The sequence below is a fragment of the Pseudomonas sp. GP01-A4 genome, from assembly GCF_058780865.1.
On record NZ_JBYSWF010000016.1, the window covers coordinates 74,800 to 96,548 of the forward strand.

The window sequence follows — 21,749 nt, forward strand, 5'->3', positions numbered from 1 at the left end:
GGCTCGTGTGAGCCGTACAAGCTAATCGACCTTGGCCGTTGGTAGGGGTTCAGTGGGATCTGGCACTCAGCCATCGTCTAATTCGCGGACAAAAAAACGCCCCCAGCCAAAAGAATCAGGCTGGAGGCGCCGCGTATACCGCGAGACGGTTCAGGAAATATGGGGCTTAAACGGCAATGCCCTTGCGGCATTGCAGCTGTGCAGTGCGCACCCGGGAGAAGGCACGGGCCAGACGCAGGAGCATTTCGTCGACGTTGCTTTTGCTCAATGTGAGCGCCGGGGTGAAGCGCAGGCAATCGGGTTGCGGCGCGCTCAGGATCAGGCCTTCACTGAGCGCGGCGTTTACCACCGCATCTGCCGAATCCTCCGACAGAGTCAGTCCCCACATCAGGCCCTGGCCGCGCAGTTCACCCTGGTCATAGCGATGCGCCAGGCGGGCAAGCCCTTCACCCAGGTAAGTGCCGACCTCGCAGACGTGTTCAAGAAATCCGTGGTTCAGCACCGTATCAAGCACCGCCACACCGGCGGAAGCCATCAGCGCGTTGCCGTGGTGGGTGCCTTCCAGCTCACCCAGCTCAAAACAACACGCTTTGCCCCGTGCCAGCAACGCCGCCAGCGGCACACCGCCCCCCAAGCCCTTGCCCAGGGTGATGATGTCGGCGCGAACGCCATAGTACTGTTCGGCGAGCAACGTGCCACAACGGCCGGTGCCGGTTTGCACTTCATCGAGGATCAACAGGATTCCCAGTTCACGGCACAGGCGTTCGACACCCTTGAGGTAATGCTCGGTCGCGGGAATGACGCCGGCATCGTTCTGGATCGGTTCCAGCATGATTGCCACGGTTTGCGCATCCACCGCCGCGTGCAGCGCCGGCAGGTCGTTGAACGGCACGTGGCTGAAGCCTGGCAACTGGGGCTCAAAACGGTTTTCACTGGCGGCTGCCGAGGCCGACATCGCGGCAAAGCTGCGGCCATGGCACCCGTTGCTCGCGGTGATGATGCGATAGGCGCCACCACGGTGCAGTTGGCCCCATTTGCGCGCCAGCTTGATAGCCGCTTCGCAGGCTTCGGCGCCGCTGTTGAGCAGGTAGGCCTGGTCGCTGCCGGTGCGATGGCACAGGCGGTCGGCGAGGTTCAGTTGAACGCGGTTGTGCAGGCTGTTACCGGGATTGATCAGCGATTGGGCCTGATCGGCCAGCGCCTTGGTCACTGCCTGTGGGCTATGGCCCAGGCTGTTGGCGCCGCCACCCTGGCTGAAGTCGAGATAGGCGCGGTCTTCGCTGTCCCACAGCCAGGAGCCCTGGCCGCGTACAAACACCTGGGGCGGGCGGGCCACACTGGGCATCAGGCAGTCGCTGGAAAGATCGTCTCGCAGAGCCGGGGTCTTTGCCTCGAGGATCAGATCATCCAGGCTGGGGGCGGGGCGACGCAGGTTGAACAGGTTCATGGATGAACCCCTTTGGCAATCGCACCTTGGTCGGTATTACCGATAAACCCATGGCGGAGGTTTTTTGCCTTGCCTATGCAAACACCGTCAACATAAACACTACTCATCGTGCTTTCCGGCCCTGTAAGCCCTGTGAATAGGCGCTAGACTAGGCGCCTTGGGGGCACTCGGCCATTTCGATTTTCCAGCATTTTCGATAAGCATTACTTATGGATTTCAAGCAACTGCGTTATTTCGTCGCGGTGTACGAAGAAGGCCATGTGGGGCGGGCAGCGGAGCGCCTGTCGATCTCCCAGCCAGCTTTATCGCAGCAGATTCGCCAGCTCGAGCAAAACCTTGATGTGAGCCTGTTCGAACGCAGCAGCAAGCGCCTGCTGCCGACCCTCGCCGCCCACACTTTGTATAACCACGCCCTGCCCTTGCTCGACGGTATGCAGCACGCGGTGGAAGCACTGCGCAACTTCAAGGGCCAGGCACTGCGCACCTTGGCGATCGGCGTGCTGCAAACCGTGCACACCAGCCTGGTGCCGCAGATGCTCGAACGGGTGCGCAAGGCCCAGCCGCACCTGGTCGTACAGATCTACGAGCTGACCGGGATGGAAATCGAACGCCGGCTGCTCAACGGCTCGCTGGATATCGGCATCAGCTACCTGCCGCCACGCCAGCCGGGGCTGCACGGCGTGCTGCTGTATGAAGATGAACTGAAGGTGGTCATCCCGGCTGATCACCCGCTGCGGGAATTCAAGAAAGTCTCCCTGAAGCAAGCCGCCGAGTTACCCATGTTGCTGCTGGGGGAGGAGTTTCAGGTGCGCCAGATATGGCAAGGTCAATTGGCCAACCTGGGCCGACGCCCGCAAGTGCAGGCCGAGTTGAATACGATGGCGGGGATTCTCGACAGCCTGCCCCATACCAAGCTGGCGACGGTGCTTCCCGGACGCTCCCAGGATGAACACAACAGCAAGGCGTTGCTGTGGAAACCCCTGAGCGAACCACGGGTGCCGTTGAAAGTGGGGTTGGTGTGCCGGGATGTGCAGCGCCAGCAGGCGACGCTGGAATTGTTGCGCACGCTGCTGGAAGACGTGATGAACGCGCCCGCCTGACTTTTTCGCAGGCAAAAGAAAACCCCGCCGAAGCGGGGCTTTGCAGACTGTTTCCCTGACATCCATTTCACTCCGCCTTCCTGGCAGAATCCTACGTGTCCGTGTTGTTGCTTTGCGCTTCCTGCGCGACGTCCATGTGAAGTAGATTATCCGTGGATCCAATTTGGCGATAGAGGACGAATAGCAGCACGTCATGTAAGAGAATGCTTACACGCCCTCCAAGTCCTTAGAACAGTGCTTCATCCAGCAAGAACAGCGATTCGCTACCGGCTTTTACCGAGGCGCTGAGGGACGCGATCCGCGGCAGCAAGCGCGCAAAGTAGAAACGCGCGGTGCCCAGCTTGCTCGCGTAGAAGTCTTCCTGAGCCTCTTTACCCAGAGCCGCCTTGGCCATCAGGGCCCACATGTAGGCATAAGCCATGTAGCCGAACGCGTGCAGGTATTCCACGGATGCCGCGCCGATTTCATTCGGGTTGGATTTGGCGCGGTCCAGCAGCCAGGCGGTCAGTTCGTCCAGGTCATCCACGGCCGCGTTCAGCGGCTTGGTGAATTCGGCCAGTTCGGCGCCGGCAGTGGCGGTGAAATGGCGGATCTCATCAGCGAACAGCTTGTAGAACGCCCCACCGCTGCCGACGATCTTGCGTCCCACCAGGTCCAGGGCCTGAATGCCGTTGGTGCCTTCGTAGATCTGGGTGATGCGCACATCACGCACCAGTTGCTCCTGGCCCCATTCGCGAATGTAGCCGTGGCCGCCGAAAATCTGCTGGCCGTGCACGGTGGTTTCCAGGCCCAGGTCGGTCAGGAACGCCTTGGCAACCGGGGTCAGCAGAGCAACCAGATCGTCCGCGCGTTTGCGGACGGTGGCGTCTTCGCTGAACTTGGCGGTGTCGAGCTGCATCGCCACATAGGTGGAGAACGCACGGCCACCTTCGTTCGAGGCTTTCATGGTCAGCAGCATGCGCCGCACGTCCGGGTGGACGATGATTGGGTCAGCGACCTTGTCCTTGGCTTTCGGACCGGTTGGCGAACGGCTTTGCAGGCGGTCGCGCGCATATTCGATAGCGTTCTGATAAGAGCGCTCACCGGAGGCCAGGCCCTGGATGCCCACACCCAGGCGCTCGTAGTTCATCATGGTGAACATCGCGGCCAGGCCACGGTTCGGCTCGCCCACCAGGTAGCCCACGGCTTCGTCGAAGTTCATCACGCAGGTCGCAGACGCCTGGATGCCCATCTTGTGTTCAATGGAGCCGCAGGTCACCGGATTGCGCGCCCCCAGGCTGCCGTCGGCATTGACCATGAACTTGGGTACCAGGAACAGCGAAATACCCTTGGGACCCGCCGGTGCGTCCGGCAGCTTGGCCAGCACCAGGTGGATGATGTTCTCGGTGAGGTCGTGTTCGCCACCGGTGATGAAGATCTTGGTGCCGCTGACCTTGTAGGAACCGTCTGCCTGAGGCTCGGCCTTGGTCCGAATTATCCCCAGGTCAGTGCCGGCATGAGGTTCGGTCAGGCACATGGAACCGGCCCACACGCCGGAGTACATATTCGGCAGGTAAGTGGCCTTGAGCTCTTCACTGGCGTGGGTGTTGATCGACACGCAGGCGCCGGAGGTCAGCATCGGGTACAGGCCGAAGGCCAGGCCCGAGGAGTTGATCATCTCTTCCACCTGGGCCGACACCGCCTTGGGCATGCCCATGCCGCCGTACGCCGGGTCGCCGCCAACACCTACCCAACCGCCTTCAGCGTAGGTTTTGTAGGCGTCCTTGAAGCCAGCCGGGGTGAAGACCGCGCCATTCTCCCAGCGGCAGCCTTCTTCGTCGCCGCCGCGGCTGAGCGGGGCGACGGTCTTGGAGGTGACTTTGCCGGCTTCTTCGAGGATTGCCTCAACGGTCTCGGCGTCGACGGTTTCTGCCAGCGCGGGCAGTTGGGCCCAGAGTTTGGCGACCTCGAAAACTTCGTTGAGGACGAAGCGCATATCGCGCAGCGGCGCTTTGTAGTCAGCCATGGCAAACCTCGTGAGAACTTTAACGTTATTCGGGTGGGGTCGGTTTTACAGACCCCGAGTGTAACCGAACAACTTTTGTGACACATAGGGTCTGCTTGTGACCAACAAGTATTTTACGGTCACTAAAGCGCAAACAGCTCCGCCGGCAGACTCATCAGGCACTCACTGCCCGCCTCCACCGCCGCCCGGTGCGCGGCCGTGCGCGGTAGCAGGCGCTTGAAGTAGAACTCGCAGGTCGCCAGCTTGCCTCGGGCGTAATCGGCATCACCGCTACCGCTGTCCAACTGCTCCTGCGCCACCAGCGCCATGCGCAGCCACAAGTAGGCAAGGATGATGTAGCCGCTGTACATCAGGTAATCCAGGGCTGCAGCGCCGACTTCATCCGGGTTTTTCATGGCTGCCATGCCTACCTTGACCGTCAGCTCACCCCACTGCTGATTCAACTGGTTGAGCTGAGCCACATGGGCCTTGAGTTGCGGATGTTCGGCGTTGGCCGCGCAAAACTTGTGGACGATTTTGGTAAAGCCGCGCAGCAGCTTGCCCTGGCTGCCGAGCACCTTGCGCCCGAGCAAATCCAGGGCCTGGATGCCGTTGGTCCCTTCATAGATCGGCGCAATCCGGCAATCCCGCACCAGCTGCTCCATGCCCCACTCACGAATGAAGCCATGGCCGCCGAACACTTGCATGCCGTGGTTCGTCACCTCCAGCCCGGTTTCGGTCATGAAGGCTTTGCAGATCGGCGTAAGGAAGGCCAACAGGTCTTCAGCTTCCTGGCGCTGACTTTCGTCGCCGCTCAAGTGCGCGGTATCGAGTAACTGCGCGGAGAAGTAGGTCAACGCCCGGTTGCCCTCGTTGAAGGCTTTCATGGTCAGCAACATGCGCCGCACATCCGGGTGGACGATGATCGGATCAGCGGCTTTTTCGGGTGCCTTGGCGCCGGTCAGCGAGCGCATCTGCAAGCGGTCGTTGGCGTACTTGATCGCACCCTGGAAGCTCGCTTCCCCCAGGCAAAGGCCCTGCATGCCGGTGCCCAGGCGCGCATGGTTCATCATGGTGAACATGCAGTTGAGGCCCTTGTTCGCCTCACCAATCAGGAAACCCCGGGCGCCATCGAAGTTCAGCACGCAGGTGGCCGACGCCTTGATGCCCATCTTGTGCTCGATGGAGCCGCAACTCATCGTGTTGCGCTCGCCCGAGTCGGCATGGAACTTGGGCACGATAAACAGCGAGATTCCCTTGGTGCCGGCCGGCGCATCCGGCAGCTTGGCCAGCACCAGGTGGATGATGTTGTCACTCATGTCATGCTCGCCGGCCGAGATGAAAATCTTGCTGCCGGTGACGGCATAACTGCCGTCGGCCTGCGGGACGGCGCGGGTCTTGATCAGGCCCAGGTCGGTGCCGCAATGGGCTTCGGTCAGGCACATGGTGCCGGTCCACTGGCCCGCGGTGAGTTTGCTCAGGTAGGTGTTTTTCTGCTCTTCAGTGCCGTGGGCACGGATCGCCGACATCGCACCGTGGGTCAGGCCGGGGTACATGCCCCAGGACGTATTGCTGGAGGAGATCATCTCCGCGAGCACCAGGCCCAGGGACATTGGCAAGCCCTGCCCGCCGTAGGCCGGGTCAGCCGCCAAACCGTGCCAGCCGCCTTCCACGTACTGCGCGAAGGCTTCCTTGAAGCCCTTGGGCGTGGTCACCACACCGTTGTCGAAATGGCAGCCTTCTTCATCGCCGGAGCGGTTCAACGGCGCCAGGACGTTTTCGCAGAACTTCGCACCTTCCTCGAGGATCGCGCCGACCATGTCCGGGCTGGCATCGCTTGCACCCAGCGCGGCGTAGTGGCCGTGGAAGTCAAAGACGTGATCGATCAGAAAGCGCATGTCGCGCAGGGGAGCTTTATAGTCAGGCATGGCAATGTCTCCGGCAGCAGATGCCTTCAACCTACTGCCGCACGGCCCACCGGACAATCACTGTAGGGCCGCTGAATACACCACCATCACTCAACCGGCAGCGCTGTCCATGCGGACCGCGCCGCGGCGGGTCTGCCCCGCAGCGACCACGCAGTTACGCCCCGCACCCTTGGCGTTGTACAGCGCCTGGTCGGCGGATTTGAGCACTTCTTCAGGGCTGCGCTGCTCGGCCTGGCGTTCGGCCACGCCGATGCTGACGGTCACCGACACGCTGGAAGCGCCATTGCCCACACGACGCTGGCGCCCCTGCTGGTCGTCGTGGGGACGGTCCGGGTTACGCAGTTTGATGTCGTAGTTGGCGATGATTTCGCGGATCTCTTCCAGGTGCGGCAGGCATTCATCCAGGGTCTTGCCGGCGAATACCACGGCAAATTCCTCACCGCCATAGCGGTAGGCCCGGCCGCCGCCGTTGACCTTGGACAGCTTGCTGGCCACCAGGCGCAGTACCTGGTCGCCCACGTCGTGGCCATGGGTATCGTTGAAACGCTTGAAGTGATCGACGTCGCCCATGGCCAGCACATAATTGCGCCCCAGGCGTTGCATGCGCTCATTGAGCGCGCGGCGGCCCGGCAACCCGGTCAGCTCGTCACGGAAGGCCATTTGATAAGCCTCGTGGGCCACCCCGGCAGCGATCATCAGCATCACCTGGCTGCACATGATGTTCAGGGTGAACGGCAGGATGAACGTCTGCGGCAACATCCAGAACAACCCCAGCAACCCTACCAGCTGCGCGGCGTGCAGCGGTCTTGGTTGATACCAGTACTGCGCGGCCAGGGTCACAAAACCAATCAGGAACATCGGATAGGACAGCTGGATCAGGCTCATCCAGCGGCCATGCAAGGCGGGCCAGCGAATTTCGGCCAACCAGCTCAACAAGGCATGGGGAAAACTTTGTTCAAGGGCAAGCGCCACGCTGCCTACCGCAAACAGCACCGCGCAGCGTGCGACGAAGTCACGAAACAGGTGGGTTTTTTCTTGCCAGACCGCGTAGATGCCGAACAGCAACGGTAACAGCAGGCAACACAGATGGAAGACCACGGCCGCGTCGTCCCGCACGCGACCGTTATCGCGGTAGTAATCGGTCTGGGTATCCAGCAGGAAATAGACCACGTACACCGTGATCATCAGGAACAGCTCTCGTTGGCGCCGGTAGACCGCGCAGTACGAACCGCCCAGCAGCAGCACGAGGGTCGGCAGCACATTGAACAGTGAAGTGAAGAACACATTGAGATCCTTCACATACGCAGCCGAGAGCCCCGCCAGCAGTAAAAGCAGTGAAGGTAAAAAATGACTGAAACGTACAGCAGACGCGCGCGACAAGGGTAAAGCTCCGACCCACAAAAAAAGATGGCACAGTGCCTTCACTGATCACAGTTAAGCACATTCAATGTGATGCGTATCACATTGCCATCACTGTAACGGCCGCTCGGAGCAATCCCTGAGTGCGGTACTGTGGTTTTTTATCGCGCAAAAAAAACCGCCGCTCCCGAAGGAGCGGCGGCTTTTGAAGCGAACTGGCCGAGGCTTAGTAGCCCAGGTCGAAGTTCTCTTCTTTCATGTCCATCAGGTTGTTGGCGCCCGACAGCATGGTTGCAACGTGGGTGCGGGTACGCGGCAGGATGCGCTGGAAGTAGAAGCGCGCAGTCTGCAGCTTGGCGGTGTAGAAGCCTTCTTCGGTGGTGCCGGCAGCCAGTTTCTCGGCGGCCAGGCGGGCCATGTCGGCCCAGAAGTAAGCCAGGCAGGCATAACCGGAGTACATCAGGTAATCCACCGAAGCGGCACCGACTTCTTCGCGGTCTTTCATGGCCGCCATGCCGACCTTCATGGTCAACTCGCCCCACTCTTTGTTCAGTGCCGCCAGCGGTGCAACGAATTCCTGTACGGCTTCGTTGCCTTCGTTGGCCTGGCAGAACTTGTGGACGATCTTGGTGAAGCCCTTCAGCGCTTCGCCCTGGGTCATCAGCACTTTGCGGCCCAGCAGGTCGAGCGCCTGAATGCCGGTGGTGCCTTCGTACAGCATCGAAATGCGGCTGTCGCGAACGTTCTGCTCCATGCCCCACTCGGCGATGAAGCCGTGGCCGCCGTAGATTTGCACGCCGTGGTTGGCGGATTCAAAACCGACTTCGGTCATGAACGCCTTGGCGATCGGGGTCATGAAGGCCAGCAGTGCGTCAGCCTGTTTCTTGGCTTCGTCGTCAGTGCCGTACTTGACCACGTCAACCTGCTTGGCGGTGAAGTACACCATCGCGCGGTTGCCTTCGGCGAAGGCTTTCATGGTCAGCAGCATGCGGCGCACGTCAGGGTGCACGATGATCGGGTCAGCGGCCTTGTCCGGCGCTTTCGGGCCAGTCAGGGAGCGCATTTGCAGGCGGTCGCGAGCGTATTTCAGGCCGCCCTGGAAGCCGATTTCAGCGTGGGACAGGCCTTGCAGCGCGGTGCCCAGGCGAGCGGTGTTCATAAAGGTGAACATGCAGTTCAGGCCTTTGTTCGCCGGGCCGATCAGGAAACCGGTGGCCGCGTCGAAGTTCATCACGCAGGTGGCGTTGCCGTGGATACCCATCTTGTGTTCCAGGGAACCACAGGACACCGCGTTGCGTTCGCCAATCGAACCGTCGGCGTTTGGTACGAACTTGGGAACGATGAACAGCGAAATGCCTTTGGTGCCAGCCGGTGCGTCCGGCAGGCGAGCCAGCACGATGTGGACGATGTTGTCGGCCATGTCGTGTTCGCCGGCCGAGATGAAGATCTTGGTACCGGAAACCTTGTAGGAACCATCAGCCTGAGGCTCGGCCTTGGTGCGCAGCATGCCCAGGTCGGTGCCGCAGTGCGGTTCGGTCAGGCACATGGTGCCGGTCCACTCGCCCGACACCAATTTGGTCAGGTAAGCCTCTTGCTGCTCGGGAGTGCCGTGCTCGGAAATGGTGTTCATCGCGCCATGGGACAGGCCCGGGTACATGCCCCACGACCAGTTGGCCTCGCCGACCATTTCGCTGACCGCCAGGCCCAGGGATTCCGGCAGGCCCTGGCCACCGTGCGCCACGTCGTGGGCCAGGCTTGGCCAGCCGCCTTCAACGAACTGTTTGTAGGCTTCTTTGAAACCGGTAGGGGTCTTAACGCCTGACTCGCTCCAGGTGCAACCTTCGATATCACCCACGCGGTTCAGCGGTGCCAGTACCTGCTCACAGAACTTGGCGCCTTCTTCGAGAATGGCGTCAACCATGTCCGGGGTAGCGTCCTGGCAAGCCGGCAGGCTCTGATAGTGCGCTTCATAGCCAAGCAGTTCGTCACGAACGAAGCGAATATCACGCAAGGGGGCCTTGTAGTCAGGCATAGCGATAAACCTCTGCTGATGTATCTGGGATGAACAACCGCATGGATGTGTTGTGGCGGTCAAACAGTTGTTTGAAACATACGTTTACGACCAATCCTTGTCAAGCGTCGCGCAAACGCCGTTTGTCATGACGCAGGTCAACGTCAGGCACGGCAAGGCCTGCAGCGAAATGCCGCATGACGATTCAGGGGGAAAAGATTATTGAGCGGTGAAGATCAGTGTGGGAGCTGGCTTGCCTGCGATGCGGGCGCCGCGGTGTATCAGGAGGATCGAGGTGACGCTATCGCAGGCAAGCCAGCTCCCACAGAGAAGCCAGCTCACACGATAAGAGGGGGGGTTATGCGTAAGTATCGATCAAGGTGCCGAGCATTTCGTCGGAAGCCTTGGCGACTTTGGCGCCCAGTTCAACCTGGAACTTGCCTTGGGCCATCTCGACCATGTTGCTCGCCGAGTTGCTGGCCTGATTGGCGTCTACCGAACGCAAACGATCACTTTGCGCGTCCGAAGGCTGGGAAGTGGCGGCGCTGGCAATCTTGCCGGCGGCCTGGTCGACACGGTTCTGCCCGGTCTGAATCGCGCTCAGTCCCGAGTAAAACGCACTGCTACCAGAGATTTCCATGGCGTGAACCTGCCTATAAGAGAATCGTGAACTGTTATTGAAGCAGACCTACCGGCAAAACGCCCGTCAAAAACACTAATGGCATAATGCCTTCGCGATAGGCAAAACTAGTCAAGCAGGTCCAGTTGCAAGTACGCGGCGACCGCTTCGGCGCTGGGATGCTTGAGCTTGGGCACCCTTCCCAGGCATGGCGCGGGGAGTCGTTCAGCCAGGGTCGCGAGGTTTTCTTCCAGACGAGAGGTCTTGGGGTCGATGATATTGGCCACCCAGCCCGCCAGCGGCAACCCGTCCCGGGCGATGGCTTCTGCGGTCAGCAACGCGTGGCTGATACACCCCAGCCGCACACCCACCACCAGGATCACCGGCAGCTTCAGCGCCTGGGCCAGGTCCGACAAATTGTCCTGGTCCGCCAATGGCACACGCCAGCCGCCCGCACCTTCGATCAAGGTGAAGTCCGCCTGCTTGGCGAGAACGTGCTGCATGGGCTTCAACAACGACTGCACCGTCAGCGCCACGCCGGCTTCACGGGCCGCCAGATGCGGCGCGATGGCCGGCTCGAAGGCCACCGGGTTGACCTCGGCATAACTCAACGGCAACGAACACTCGGCCAGCAACGCCAGGGCGTCCGAATTGCGCAGGCCCTTGGGCGTCAGCTGGCACCCAGAGGCTACCGGCTTGCCCGCCGCCGTACTTTTGCCGGCTTGCCGCGCGGCATGCAGCAGGCCGGCAGCGACGGTGGTCTTGCCGACGTCGGTGTCGGTCCCCGTGATGAAGTAAGCGGCATTCATAGAGGTTTCTCCAGGACGGCGTACACCACTTGATAAGTTGCCGGCAGGCCCTGGGCCTGGCGGAACTGCTCGTAGGCTTGCACCAGTGCAACAATCCGCGCCCGGCCCGTCAACCCTCCTGGGCGCCCCGGGTTCAGATTGTGCGCACCCAACGCTTTCAGTTCGTGGGTCAGGCTGCGCACGTCGGGGTAATGCAGCACATGGGGGCGCTGCTCCAGGCTGCGCACCCGCAAACCACTGGCTGCGCACAGTTGCTCATAAGCACTGAACGGCCGGAAGCGGTTCACATGAACCATGCCATCCGCTGCGCGCCAGCTTTCGCGCAACTCATCCAGCGTACCCACGCAGAGGCTGGCAAACGCCAGCACGCCACCGGGCTGCAATACGCGCCGCGCTTCGCTGAGCACTGCGGCAAAATCCGAACACCACTGCACTGCCAAACTGGAGTAGATCAGCCCGCAACTGGCGTCCTGCAAGGGCAAGCGCTCGGCATCGCCAGCGATGAAATGTTGTGCACCGCCCAGCGGCCGGGCGTGTTTGAGCATGCCCTCGGCGATATCCAGGGCCAAACCCTGGCTACCCGCAAATGACTGGCCCAGCACACGACTGAAATAACCCGTGCCGCAGCCCAGGTCCAGCCAGCGTTGTGGAGAAAGACCTTCGGGCAAACGCCGCAGCAGCTCGCTGCCCACCGCACGCTGCAACTCGGCAACGCTGTCGTAACTGGCGGCTGCGCGGGAAAAGGAGGCCGCTACCTGGCGCTTGTCTGGCAAGCCGCCGGGCAACACATGGGACAAATCAGTCATCACCGCACTCATGCAAAAAAGCCTGGATGGCCCCCGCCACACCGTGGGGGTCCTCCAGTAGAAAAGCGTGACCGGCCTGTTCAATCAGGCCGATTTCAACGTCAGGCAACAAGGCGAACAACTCACTGGCCACTTCAGCCGGAACCAGCCCGTCCAGCCCGGCAAACAGATGCAACTGCGGCCCTTGAAAGTCGACCAGCGCCTGACGGGTGTCCAATCGGCCCAACAGCTCCAGACCACTGAGCAAGGTCTGCGCGGAGGTTTTAGGGGCACCCGCCAGCAATAGCCGAGCAAGTGATCGGGGATCGCTGGAACCCCGGGCGCAAAGCAGACTGAAGCGTTTTAACGTCGCAACCGGATCAAGGCGGCAACCGTTAAGAAACGCAATAAAATCCTCTTCGTGCATGCCATGGTCCCAGCGGGACCAGGCCACGAAGCTTGCGTTGCTGGCAAAGGTGAGCAAACCGCAACAATGATCACCGCGCCGGGCGGCCAACTCGGCAGCAAGCATGCCGCCGAGGGACCAACCACCCAGCCAGACGTCTTGGGGCAAGGTCGAATCCAGCTCATCGAGCCACTCTTGAAGGTCGTCCGACTCCACGTCCGGCAACGGTTCGATCTGCACCTGCAAGTGTTCATCCAGCCCCTGCAACGCCGCCGCCAGCGGTTCCAGCAGCGAAACGCCGAGGCCCCAGCCAGGCAGCAATATCAGTCGATCACGCATGGTCGGGCTCCTGGCCTAACAAGCGGAAACACTCTTCCAATGCGCTTAACAATAGCTGCACCTGGGCGTTGCTGTGGGCCGCCGTCAGGGTCACCCGCAGGCGAGCGCTACCGGCAGGCACGGTCGGTGGCCGAATCGCGGTGACCATCAGCCCGCGCTCGCGCAGCATCTGCGACAAACGCACGGCGCGGGCACTGTCGCCAATCATGATCGGCTGGATCGGCGTGAAACTGTCCATCAGTTCCAGGCCAATCTGCTCGGCGCCCTGGCGGAACTGGCGAATCAGCCCATTGAGATGCTCACGGCGCCAATGCTCGGTGCGCAGCAATTCCAGGCTTTTCAGCGTGGCACAGGCCAGCGCCGGCGGTTGGCTGGTGGTGTAGATATACGGACGGGCGAACTGGATCAGGCTTTCGATCAGCTCTTCGCTGCCCGCGACAAACGCGCCGGCGGTACCGAAAGCCTTGCCGAGGGTGCCGACCAGCACCGGCACATCTTCCTGGCTCAAGCCAAAATGCTCGACGATCCCGCCACCGTTGGCGCCCAAAGGCCCGAAGCCATGGGCGTCATCCACCATCAACCATGCGCCCTTGGCCCGGGTTTCACGGGCCAGCGCCGGCAAGTCGGCCAGGTCACCGTCCATGCTGAACACGCCGTCGGTCACCACCAGCGTATTGCCGGTGGCTTTCTCCAGGCGCTTGGCCAGGCTTTCAGCATCGTTGTGCAGGTAACGATTGAAGCGCGCACCCGAGAGCAAACCGGCATCCAGCAACGAGGCGTGGTTAAGGCGGTCTTCCAGCACCGTATCGCCCTGCCCCACCAGCGCGGTGACGGCGCCAAGGTTAGCCATGTAACCGGTGGTGAATAGCAGCGCCCGCGGGCGACCAGTGAGGTCGGCCAGGGCCTCTTCCAGTTCATGGTGCGGCGTGCTGTGGCCGATCACCAGATGCGAAGCGCCGCCACCCACGCCCCAGCGAGCCGCGCCCGCGCGCCAGGCTTCAATCACTTGCGGGTGATTGGCCAGGCCCAGGTAATCGTTGTTGCAGAACGCCAGCAACGGCTGGCCGTCGACCACCACGTCAGGGCCTTGCGGGCTCTGCAGCAGTGGACGTTGGCGATACAGGTGTTCGGCACGACGAGCCGCAAGACGCGCGGCGAGATCGAAAGACATGAGACCTCGGTAGATCAGGTTGAACGCAGTCAAAAATGTGGGAGCGGGCTTGCTCGCGAAAGCAGTGGATCAGTCAGCTTATGTATTGGCTGACACACCGCCTTCGCGAGCAAGCCCGCTCCCACATTTGGGTGGCATTCCAAAGTGGACTTATCAAACAGCCGCGTTATAGAACTGCTCGCTGCTCTTCTGCTCCACCAGCGCCTGCTCGATCGCCGCCTGGTGCACTTCATCGGCGTGCTCTTCACGAGCTTCCGGCAAGATGCCCAGGCGCGAGAACAGTTGCATGTCCTTGTCCGCCTGCGGGTTGGCAGTGGTCAGCAGCTTGTCGCCGTAGAAAATCGAGTTGGCGCCAGCAAAGAATGCCAGGGCCTGCATCTGCTCGTTCATCGCCTCACGCCCGGCCGACAGCCGCACATGGGACTGCGGCATCAGGATGCGCGCCACCGCCAGCATGCGGATGAAGTCGAACGGGTCGATGTCGTCGGCGTTTTCCAGCGGCGTGCCGGCAACTTTCACCAGCATGTTGATCGGCACCGATTCCGGATGCTCCGGCAGGTTGGCCAACTGGATCAGCAGGTTGGCGCGATCGTCCAGGGACTCGCCCATGCCGAGGATGCCGCCGGAGCAGATCTTCATCCCCGAATCACGCACGTACGCCAGGGTTTGCAGGCGCTCGCCGTAGGTGCGGGTGGTGATGATCGAACCGTAGAACTCCGGCGACGTGTCGAGGTTGTGGTTGTAGTAATCGAGGCCGGCCTGGGCCAGGGCTTCGGTCTGGTCCTGGTCGAGACGGCCGAGGGTCATGCAGGTTTCCAGGCCCATAGCTTTCACGCCTTTGACCATCTCCAGCACGTAGGGCATGTCTTTGGCTGACGGATGCTTCCAGGCGGCGCCCATGCAGAAACGGGTCGAACCGATGGCCTTGGCGCGAGCGGCCTCTTCGAGGACCTTCTGCACTTCCATCAGCTTCTCTTTTTCCAGGCCGGTGTTGTAGTGGCCCGACTGCGGACAATATTTGCAATCTTCCGGGCAGGCGCCGGTCTTGATCGACAGCAGCGTGGAAACCTGGACGCGGTTGGCGTCGAAATGCGCGCGGTGCACGGTCTGCGCCTGGAACAACAGGTCGTTGAAGGGCTGCACGAACAGCGCTTTGACTTCGGCTAAAGACCAATCGTGACGCAGGTTGGCAGTGATGCTGGCGCTCATGGGCGATTCCTTGATTATGCTTTGGCAAGCCCTGTGGGAGTAATACCCACAGGTACGACACGGATGCTCGGCATATTTAAGGAAGATTCATGCACTGTCAACTTGATAACAAACACGAGGTTTACATCTGGTTAAAAAGCAACCAAACCTGTTTAGTCTGCGATGAAAGCAGCGGAACGGCCGATCCTGTCTGCAGCGCCTGCGAAACCGAGCTGCCTTGGCTGATGGAACATTGCGAGGTGTGCGCACTGCCATTGCCGGCGACGGGCCTGGTGTGCGGCCAGTGCTTGAAGCAACCTGCGGCGTTCAAGCAGGTCGTCGCGCCGTGGACCTACAGCTTCCCCATCGACAGCCTGATCAGCCGTTTCAAGCATCAGGCCCGCTGGCCGCTGGGGCATCTGCTTGCGCAGCTGTTGGGACAATTCCTGCAACACCGCTATGAAGATGCCGCACTGGCTCGCCCCGACTGCCTGCTGCCCGTGCCTTTGGCCCGCAAACGCCTGCGGGAACGGGGCTTCAACCAGGCGGCGATGCTCGCCCGCTGGCTGAGTAAGGACCTGAACATTCCCTGGGATGAGCACCTGCTGTCACGGCCGCGTGAAACCGTGGCGCAGCAAGACCTGGACGCCAGGACCCGCAAGCGCAACCTGCACCAGGCCTTCGCCCTGGCCGACGGCGCGCAAGTCAAAGGCCGGCACTTGGCGCTGATCGACGACGTACTGACCACCGGCGCCACCGCCAGCAGTCTCGCCCGCCTGTTAATGGATGCCGGCGCCCGACAGGTGGATGTGTATTGCCTGGCCCGTACGCCCAAGCCCGGCACATGACTTGACTCGCGGGCGCCCTGCCCGCAACGTCAGCCCATTCCATCGAAGCGTGTAACCATGTCCCTGCCAACTCTCTTGAGCCAACACATCGTCCGTCGCCCGCAGCGCATTGCACTGCTGCAACATATTGCCGAACAAGGCTCCATCACCCGCGCCGCAAAGAGTGCGGGGCTGAGCTACAAGGCGGCCTGGGACGCCATCGACGAACTGAACAACCTGGCGCAAAAGCCCCTGGTGGAACGCAGCGTCGGCGGCAAGGGCGGTGGCGGCGCCAGGTTGACGGCCGAGGGTGAGCGGGTATTACGCCTTTACCAACGCCTGCAGGTGTTGCAAGCCCAGGTGCTGGATTGCGCCGAAGACGCCAGCGACTTCAACCTGCTGGGCCGCCTGATGCTGCGCACCAGCGCACGTAACCAGTTGCACGGCCGGGTGATCGCCATCGACAGCCACGGCCGCAATGACCTGATTCGCCTGGAGCTGGCCGCTGGGCTGCGCCTGGATGCGCAGATCACCCACGACAGCACCTTGCGCCTGGAGCTGGAGATCGGCACCGAAGTCGTCGCCCTGATCAAGGCCGGCTGGCTTGAAGTACTGGCCGTCACGCAGGCAGCAACACCTGGACACAATTGCCTGGAAGGAAAAATCGAGGCCATTCTCGATGCCGAAGACGGCCCCAGCGAGGTGCGGATCACCTTGCCCAACGGCCAGGTTCTCTGCGCCCTGGCCCGGCCCGAGGCGCTTGCACAGATTAATGCCGCCGAAGGCCTGCAAGTGAAGGTGCAGTTCTCCCCCAGTAACGTGCTGCTGGGCACTCCGGTGTAGCGCTTCAAACTGCAACAATTTCGTCACGACTGCTCCCTAAGGTGGCTGCAAAAACCCGCAGGGAGCCTGAAATGAGCCTATTAGAAGAAAACCAAGCCACCGACCTGGAACAGATGGTCGGCCTCACCCGCCGGCGTTTTATCGGTGCCGGCGCCCTGTGCGGTGCCGCGATGTTCCTCGGCGGCAACCTGCTGACCCGCAGTGCCCTGGCGGTCAACGCCGCGTCGAACAGCCCATTGCTGGGTTTCACCAGCATCGCCTCGGCCACCAGCGACACCATCACCCTGCCGCCCGGCTACAGCGCTTCGGTACTGATCAGTTGGGGCCAGCCACTGCACAAGAACGCACCGGCCTTCGACCCCAGCGGCAACGGCACCGCCAAGGCCCAGGAACAGCAGTTCGGCGACAACAACGACGGCATGAGCCTGTTCGCCTTCCCCGGTGACGACAACCGCGCGCTGATGGCGATCAACAACGAATACACCAACTACCGCTACCTCTACGCCCACGGCGGCGCGCCGCAGTCGGCCGAAGACGTGCGCAAGGCGTTGGCCAGCGAAGGGGTGTCGGTGATCGAAGTGCGGCGCAAGGGCGACACCTGGCAGTTCGTCCAGGACTCGCGCTACAACCGGCGCATCCACGGCAACTCGCCGATCCGCTTCGGCGGCCCTGCGGCGGGCCATGCCTGGCTGAAAACCAGCGCCGACAAAACCGGCAAAAAAGTCCTCGGCACCTTCCAGAACTGCGCCAACGGCAAGACCCCGTGGGGCACGTATCTCACCTGCGAAGAGAACTTCACCGACTGCTTCGGCAGCAGCAACCCGCAACAGACCTTCGACGCCGGGCAGAAACGCTATGGCGTGGTCGCCGCCAGCAAAGACATCAACTGGCACCCCCACGACCCGCGCTTCGACATGGCCAAGAATCCCAACGAACTCAACCGCCATGGCTGGGTAGTGGAAATCGACCCGTTCGACCCGCAATCCACACCGGTCAAACGCACCGCCCTGGGCCGCTTCAAGCACGAAAACGCTGCCCTGGCGGAAACCCGCGACGGCCGCGCCGTGGTGTACATGGGCGACGACGAGCGCGGCGAGTTCATCTACAAGTTCATCAGCCGCGACAAGATCAATCACAAGAACCCCAAGGCCAACAAGGACCTGCTGGACCACGGCACCTTGTATGTGGCGATTTTCGACGCGGGCGACGGCAATGCCGACCATCCCAAGGGCCAGGGCCAATGGGTCGAACTGACCTACGGCAAGAACGGCATCGACGCCAACAGCGGTTTTGCCAGCCAGGCCGAAGTGCTGATCCACGCGCGCCTGGCCGCCAGCGTGGTGAAAGCCACCCGCATGGACCGCCCGGAATGGATCGTGGTCAGCCCCACCGACGGCCAGGTGTATTGCACCCTGACCAACAACGCCAAGCGCGGCGAAGACGGCCAGCCGGTGGGCGGCCCGAACCCGCGGGAGAAAAACGTCTACGGGCAGATCCTGCGCTGGAAGGCCAATGCCAACGACCATGGCGCGCCGGACTTCAGCTGGGATTTGTTTGTGGTGGCCGGCAACCCGGCGGTGCATGCCGGCACGCCAAAGGGCGGCTCATCCAACATCAACCCGCAGAACATGTTCAACAGCCCGGACGGCCTGGGCTTCGACAAGGCCGGGCGGTTGTGGATCCTCACCGATGGCGACTACAGCAACGGCGGCGACTTTGCCGGGATGGGCAATAACCAGATGCTGTGTGCCGACCCGTCGACCGGTGAAATTCGGCGGTTCATGGTGGGGCCGGTGGCCTGTGAAGTGACCGGGATCAGCTTCTCGCCGGACCAGAAAACCCTGTTTGTGGGGATTCAGCATCCGGGGGAAACCGGTGGGTCGACCTGGCCGGAGCATCTGCCAAATGGCAAGCCACGGTCCTCGGTGATGGCGATTCGTCGGGATGATGGCGGGATCGTCGGCGCCTGATAAGGCCTCTTCGCGAGCAAGCCCGCTCCCACACTTGACCGCATTCCAAAGCCAGGACTCGGTTTAATGTGGGAGCGGCGGTGCGACGATTCGACTTGCTCGCGAAGGCGTCAGAACAGTCACCACCTATCCAACCCTGGGTGCGTTACCATACCCGGCCGGACGCGGCGCCCTGCTGCGCGCAGGAGTTCGCATGGCACACCCGTTTGAAACACTGACCCCTGACCTGGTGCTCGACGCAGTCGAAAGCATCGGTTTCCTCAGCGACGCCCGCATCCTCGCGCTCAACAGCTACGAAAACCGTGTCTACCAGGTCGGCATCGAAGACTCCGAGCCCTTGATCGCCAAGTTCTATCGGCCGCAACGCTGGACCAACGAAGCGATCCTCGAAGAACACAGCTTCACCTTCGAACTGGCCGAGTGCGAAGTGCCGGTGGTGGCGCCGATGATTCACAACGGTGAAAGCCTGTTCGAGCACGCGGGTTTTCGCTTCACCCTGTTCCCGCGCCGTGGCGGACGCGCACCGGAGCCGGGCAACCTCGACCAGTTGTATCGCCTCGGCCAATTGCTCGGCCGCCTGCATGCGGTCGGTTCCACCCGCCCCTTCGAACACCGCGAAGCCCTGGGCGTGAAGAATTTCGGTCACGATTCCCTGAACACCCTGCTGGAAGGCAACTTCATTCCTCGCAGCCTGCTGCCAGCCTACGAGTCCGTGGCCCGCGACCTGCTCAAGCGTGTGGAGGAGGTCTACAAGGCCACGCCCCACAAGAACATCCGCATGCACGGCGATTGCCACCCCGGCAACATGATGTGCCGCGACGAGATGTTCCATATCGTCGACCTCGATGACTGCCGCATGGGCCCCGCCGTTCAGGACCTGTGGATGATGCTCGCCGGTGATCGTCAGGAATGCCTGGGGCAACTGTCGGAATTGATGGACGGCTACCAGGAATTCCACGACTTCGACCCGCGCGAACTGGCCCTGATCGAACCCCTGCGTGCCCTGCGCCTGATGCACTACAGCGCCTGGCTTGCACGGCGCTGGGACGACCCGGCGTTCCCCCACAGCTTTCCCTGGTTTGGCAGCGAACGTTACTGGGGCGACCAGGTTCTGGCGTTGCGTGAACAGTTGTCGGCGCTCAACGAAGAACCGTTGAAGCTGTTCTGATCCCTGCCGTCTGGGCCCTGACCTTGGGCCCTACACTTTCAACACACATCCGCTGACAAATATCCTTACAATCGCGGCTTTGTTAGCTGCCTAAGCAAGGATTCTGCATGCAAGCCGCCAACCCCCGTCGCGGGTACATATTGGGCCTGAGCGCCTACGTCATCTGGGGCCTGTTCCCGATCTACTTCAAGGCCATCGCCAGCGTTCCCGCCGCAGAAATCATCGTCAACCGCGTGCTGTGGTCGGCGCTGTTCGGCAGTCTGCTGCTGATAGTCTGGAAACACCCGGGCTGGCTCCGAGAACTGCGGGACAACCCCAGGCGCCTGGCGATCCTGGCCCTGAGCGGCACCTTGATCGCAGCCAACTGGCTGACCTATGTGTGGTCGGTGAACAGTGGCCGCATGCTGGAGGCCAGCCTGGGTTACTACATCAACCCGCTGGTGAACGTGCTGCTGGGCATGGTGATCCTCGGCGAGCGCCTGCGCCGCCTGCAATGGGTGGCCGTGGGCCTGGCAGCGGTAGGTGTGGCGCAACAGGTTTGGCAAGTCGGCAGCCTGCCGTGGGTATCCCTGGTCCTGGCGGCGACCTTTGGTTTCTACGGGTTGATCCGCAAGCAGGCGCCGGTCAAGGCATTGCCCGGGCTGGTGGTGGAAACCTGGATGCTGGTGCCGATTGCCATCGCATGGTTGCTGTTCAACCCCTCGGCCCACAGCGCACAGATGGAATTCTGGAGCACCTCCGAAGCGTGGTGGCTGGTGGCCGCAGGCCCGGTGACGCTGATCCCGCTGGTGTGTTTCAACGCCGCCGCACGGCATTTGCCCTACACCGCCCTGGGCTTCCTGCAATACGTGGCGCCCACCCTGGTGCTGCTGGAAGCCGTGCTGTTGTTCAACGAACACCTGGCACCCGCCACGCTGACCGCCTTCTGCTTTATCTGGGCCGGCCTGGTGGTTTACAGCATCGACGCCTGGATGACTGTGCGGAAAAACTGATCAAATAACGTACAAAACTCTGCAAGCCACGGCCGGTGTGGCTTGCAGGCATTCACCCCAAGGTTATCCACAGCCTGGTCCCCGGCGTTTGTGCACAAGCCCTTGAAACTGTTCGTTTTTTAGCCAGCTGGCGAAGAGCCACGGCCCGCCTGGGCCGGACGCGGGTCTCTACAGGTTATCCACAGGCCCATGCAAGATTTCCATGCATAACCTTGTGGGCAACTATTCCTCGCTGCGTAGTTCCAGTTCCACCATCAAGTCGTCGGCCAGGGTTTCCAGCGCCGCCTGCAAGGTTTCCAGCGGCAGCGTCAACGGCACCGCCAGCAAGGCTTCGGCGTGGAACAGCAGGTCGCTGCTCATGGGCGCCGGGCGCACGTCGGTGATCAAGCGCTCCAGGTTGACACCCTGCTTGCTGAGCAGCGCGGTGATGTCGCGAACAATCCCCGGCCGGTCGTTACCGACCAGTTCCATCGCGATGGGTTGCGACTCGCTGGGGGCGAGCGAACTGCTTTCGCCCAGCAGCACGCGAATGCCGTGGGTGGACAAGTCTTCCAGCGCGCCAATCAAGTCCAGCCGATTTTCCGCCGGCACGCTCACCCGCAAAATCCCGGCAAACTGCCCGGCCATGTGCGCCATGCGGCTTTCCAGCCAGTTGCCGCCATGGGCGGCGATGCATTGGGCGATGCGTTCGACCACACCGGGTTTGTCCGGGGCGATGACAGTCAGTACGAGATGGTCCATGGTGTCGTCCTCTTCTTATGAAAATCAGGTAGGAACCAGGCGTTCCCCTCGTACCTACCAAG

General features: G+C 61.8%; 18 protein-coding genes. 6 read left to right on the top strand and 12 right to left on the bottom strand.

The annotated features are described in order from the left end of the window. Positions 1 to 166 precede the first annotated feature (166 nt). Positions 167 to 1,447, bottom strand: a complete 1,281-nt coding sequence (locus AC3WKX_RS12265) for an aspartate aminotransferase family protein (RefSeq protein WP_102604399.1) — start codon at positions 1,445 to 1,447, stop codon at positions 167 to 169. 209 nt (positions 1,448 to 1,656) lie between these two features. On the opposite strand from AC3WKX_RS12265, the gene AC3WKX_RS12270 reads away from it, so the two are divergent. Beyond that, positions 1,657 to 2,547 carry a LysR family transcriptional regulator gene (locus tag AC3WKX_RS12270; protein WP_003211052.1) on the top strand — a complete coding sequence of 297 codons (891 nt, stop codon included), beginning with the start codon at positions 1,657 to 1,659 and terminating at the stop codon, positions 2,545 to 2,547. 226 nt (positions 2,548 to 2,773) lie between these two features. On the opposite strand, the gene AC3WKX_RS12275 is transcribed toward AC3WKX_RS12270, so the two are convergent. The 10 genes from AC3WKX_RS12275 to bioB form a co-directional block, all read right to left on the bottom strand. Then, positions 2,774 to 4,552, bottom strand: a complete 1,779-nt coding sequence (locus tag AC3WKX_RS12275; protein WP_102604398.1) for an acyl-CoA dehydrogenase C-terminal domain-containing protein — start codon at positions 4,550 to 4,552, stop codon at positions 2,774 to 2,776. A gap of 122 nt (positions 4,553 to 4,674) precedes the next feature. Beyond that, positions 4,675 to 6,459, bottom strand: coding sequence for an acyl-CoA dehydrogenase C-terminal domain-containing protein (locus tag AC3WKX_RS12280; protein WP_102604397.1), 1,785 nt, complete (start codon positions 6,457 to 6,459; stop codon positions 4,675 to 4,677). A 90-nt stretch (positions 6,460 to 6,549) separates the two neighbouring features. After that, complete coding sequence (locus AC3WKX_RS12285) at positions 6,550 to 7,839, bottom strand: GGDEF domain-containing protein (RefSeq protein WP_023659318.1); 1,290 nt, start codon at positions 7,837 to 7,839, stop codon at positions 6,550 to 6,552. A 205-nt stretch (positions 7,840 to 8,044) separates the two neighbouring features. After that, complete coding sequence (locus AC3WKX_RS12290) at positions 8,045 to 9,850, bottom strand: phenylacyl-CoA dehydrogenase (protein WP_003211060.1); 1,806 nt, start codon at positions 9,848 to 9,850, stop codon at positions 8,045 to 8,047. Between the two features lie 337 nt (positions 9,851 to 10,187). Next, a complete protein-coding gene (locus AC3WKX_RS12295; RefSeq protein ID WP_003211062.1) occupies positions 10,188 to 10,469 on the bottom strand; it encodes a hypothetical protein in 282 nt (93 codons plus the stop codon). 107 nt (positions 10,470 to 10,576) lie between these two features. Then, entirely contained in the window at positions 10,577 to 11,257 is a 681-nt protein-coding gene (gene bioD / locus AC3WKX_RS12300) for a dethiobiotin synthase (RefSeq protein ID WP_008434374.1), read from the bottom strand. Then, a complete protein-coding gene (gene bioC, locus AC3WKX_RS12305; protein ID WP_102370046.1) occupies positions 11,254 to 12,063 on the bottom strand; it encodes a malonyl-ACP O-methyltransferase BioC in 810 nt (269 codons plus the stop codon). The genes bioD and bioC overlap by 4 nt, the downstream gene beginning before the upstream one ends. Further along, a complete protein-coding gene (locus AC3WKX_RS12310) occupies positions 12,056 to 12,787 on the bottom strand; it encodes an alpha/beta fold hydrolase (RefSeq protein WP_102604396.1) in 732 nt (243 codons plus the stop codon). Before AC3WKX_RS12310 ends, bioC begins: the two co-directional genes overlap by 8 nt. After that, a complete protein-coding gene (gene bioF / locus AC3WKX_RS12315) occupies positions 12,780 to 13,958 on the bottom strand; it encodes an 8-amino-7-oxononanoate synthase (protein WP_102604395.1) in 1,179 nt (392 codons plus the stop codon). Before bioF ends, AC3WKX_RS12310 begins: the two co-directional genes overlap by 8 nt. A 153-nt stretch (positions 13,959 to 14,111) precedes the next feature. Continuing rightward, a complete protein-coding gene (bioB, locus tag AC3WKX_RS12320; RefSeq protein WP_003211072.1) occupies positions 14,112 to 15,167 on the bottom strand; it encodes a biotin synthase BioB in 1,056 nt (351 codons plus the stop codon). Between the two features lie 89 nt (positions 15,168 to 15,256). Between bioB and AC3WKX_RS12325 the strand changes: the two genes are divergently transcribed. From AC3WKX_RS12325 to rarD, 5 genes are all read left to right on the top strand, one after another. Then, the gene (locus tag AC3WKX_RS12325; protein ID WP_102604394.1) at positions 15,257 to 15,994 is read left to right on the top strand and encodes a ComFC family protein; all 738 of its coding nucleotides are present in this window, start codon (positions 15,257 to 15,259) and stop codon (positions 15,992 to 15,994) included. A gap of 57 nt (positions 15,995 to 16,051) precedes the next feature. Next, positions 16,052 to 16,816 (top strand): TOBE domain-containing protein, encoded by a 765-nt coding sequence (locus AC3WKX_RS12330; protein ID WP_102604393.1) that lies wholly within the window; start codon positions 16,052 to 16,054, stop codon positions 16,814 to 16,816. Between the two features lie 71 nt (positions 16,817 to 16,887). Beyond that, entirely contained in the window at positions 16,888 to 18,786 is a 1,899-nt protein-coding gene (locus AC3WKX_RS12335) for a PhoX family protein (RefSeq protein WP_102604392.1), read from the top strand. 193 nt (positions 18,787 to 18,979) lie between these two features. Continuing rightward, positions 18,980 to 19,954, top strand: a complete 975-nt coding sequence (locus AC3WKX_RS12340; RefSeq protein WP_003211077.1) for a serine/threonine protein kinase — start codon at positions 18,980 to 18,982, stop codon at positions 19,952 to 19,954. Between the two features lie 107 nt (positions 19,955 to 20,061). Next, positions 20,062 to 20,946 (top strand): EamA family transporter RarD, encoded by an 885-nt coding sequence (gene rarD, locus AC3WKX_RS12345; protein WP_102604391.1) that lies wholly within the window; start codon positions 20,062 to 20,064, stop codon positions 20,944 to 20,946. A gap of 222 nt (positions 20,947 to 21,168) precedes the next feature. Here the strand turns inward: rarD and AC3WKX_RS12350 are convergent, their stop codons facing one another. Next, positions 21,169 to 21,687: a glycine cleavage system transcriptional repressor gene (locus tag AC3WKX_RS12350; RefSeq protein WP_003211081.1), complete on the bottom strand. Its 519-nt coding sequence runs from the start codon at positions 21,685 to 21,687 to the stop codon at positions 21,169 to 21,171. Positions 21,688 to 21,749 lie beyond the last annotated feature (62 nt).

What these genes read in the sequence shown, in the direction of transcription:
- bioB (WP_003211072.1), bottom strand. Translation starts at nt 15,167, where the DNA reads ATGAGCGCCAGCATCACTGCCAACCTGCGTCACGATTGGTCTTTAGCC.
- AC3WKX_RS12330 (WP_102604393.1), top strand. Translation starts at nt 16,052, where the DNA reads ATGTCCCTGCCAACTCTCTTGAGCCAACACATCGTCCGTCGCCCGCAG.
- AC3WKX_RS12350 (WP_003211081.1), bottom strand. Translation starts at nt 21,687, where the DNA reads ATGGACCATCTCGTACTGACTGTCATCGCCCCGGACAAACCCGGTGTG.
- AC3WKX_RS12265 (WP_102604399.1), bottom strand. Translation starts at nt 1,447, where the DNA reads ATGAACCTGTTCAACCTGCGTCGCCCCGCCCCCAGCCTGGATGATCTG.
- bioD (WP_008434374.1), bottom strand. Translation starts at nt 11,257, where the DNA reads ATGAATGCCGCTTACTTCATCACGGGGACCGACACCGACGTCGGCAAG.
- AC3WKX_RS12270 (WP_003211052.1), top strand. Translation starts at nt 1,657, where the DNA reads ATGGATTTCAAGCAACTGCGTTATTTCGTCGCGGTGTACGAAGAAGGC.
- bioC (WP_102370046.1), bottom strand. Translation starts at nt 12,063, where the DNA reads ATGACTGATTTGTCCCATGTGTTGCCCGGCGGCTTGCCAGACAAGCGC.
- bioF (WP_102604395.1), bottom strand. Translation starts at nt 13,958, where the DNA reads ATGTCTTTCGATCTCGCCGCGCGTCTTGCGGCTCGTCGTGCCGAACAC.
- AC3WKX_RS12280 (WP_102604397.1), bottom strand. Translation starts at nt 6,459, where the DNA reads ATGCCTGACTATAAAGCTCCCCTGCGCGACATGCGCTTTCTGATCGAT.
- AC3WKX_RS12295 (WP_003211062.1), bottom strand. Translation starts at nt 10,469, where the DNA reads ATGGAAATCTCTGGTAGCAGTGCGTTTTACTCGGGACTGAGCGCGATT.
- rarD (WP_102604391.1), top strand. Translation starts at nt 20,062, where the DNA reads ATGCAAGCCGCCAACCCCCGTCGCGGGTACATATTGGGCCTGAGCGCC.
- AC3WKX_RS12335 (WP_102604392.1), top strand. Translation starts at nt 16,888, where the DNA reads ATGAGCCTATTAGAAGAAAACCAAGCCACCGACCTGGAACAGATGGTC.
- AC3WKX_RS12325 (WP_102604394.1), top strand. Translation starts at nt 15,257, where the DNA reads ATGCACTGTCAACTTGATAACAAACACGAGGTTTACATCTGGTTAAAA.
- AC3WKX_RS12290 (WP_003211060.1), bottom strand. Translation starts at nt 9,850, where the DNA reads ATGCCTGACTACAAGGCCCCCTTGCGTGATATTCGCTTCGTTCGTGAC.
- AC3WKX_RS12340 (WP_003211077.1), top strand. Translation starts at nt 18,980, where the DNA reads ATGGCACACCCGTTTGAAACACTGACCCCTGACCTGGTGCTCGACGCA.
- AC3WKX_RS12310 (WP_102604396.1), bottom strand. Translation starts at nt 12,787, where the DNA reads ATGCGTGATCGACTGATATTGCTGCCTGGCTGGGGCCTCGGCGTTTCG.
- AC3WKX_RS12275 (WP_102604398.1), bottom strand. Translation starts at nt 4,552, where the DNA reads ATGGCTGACTACAAAGCGCCGCTGCGCGATATGCGCTTCGTCCTCAAC.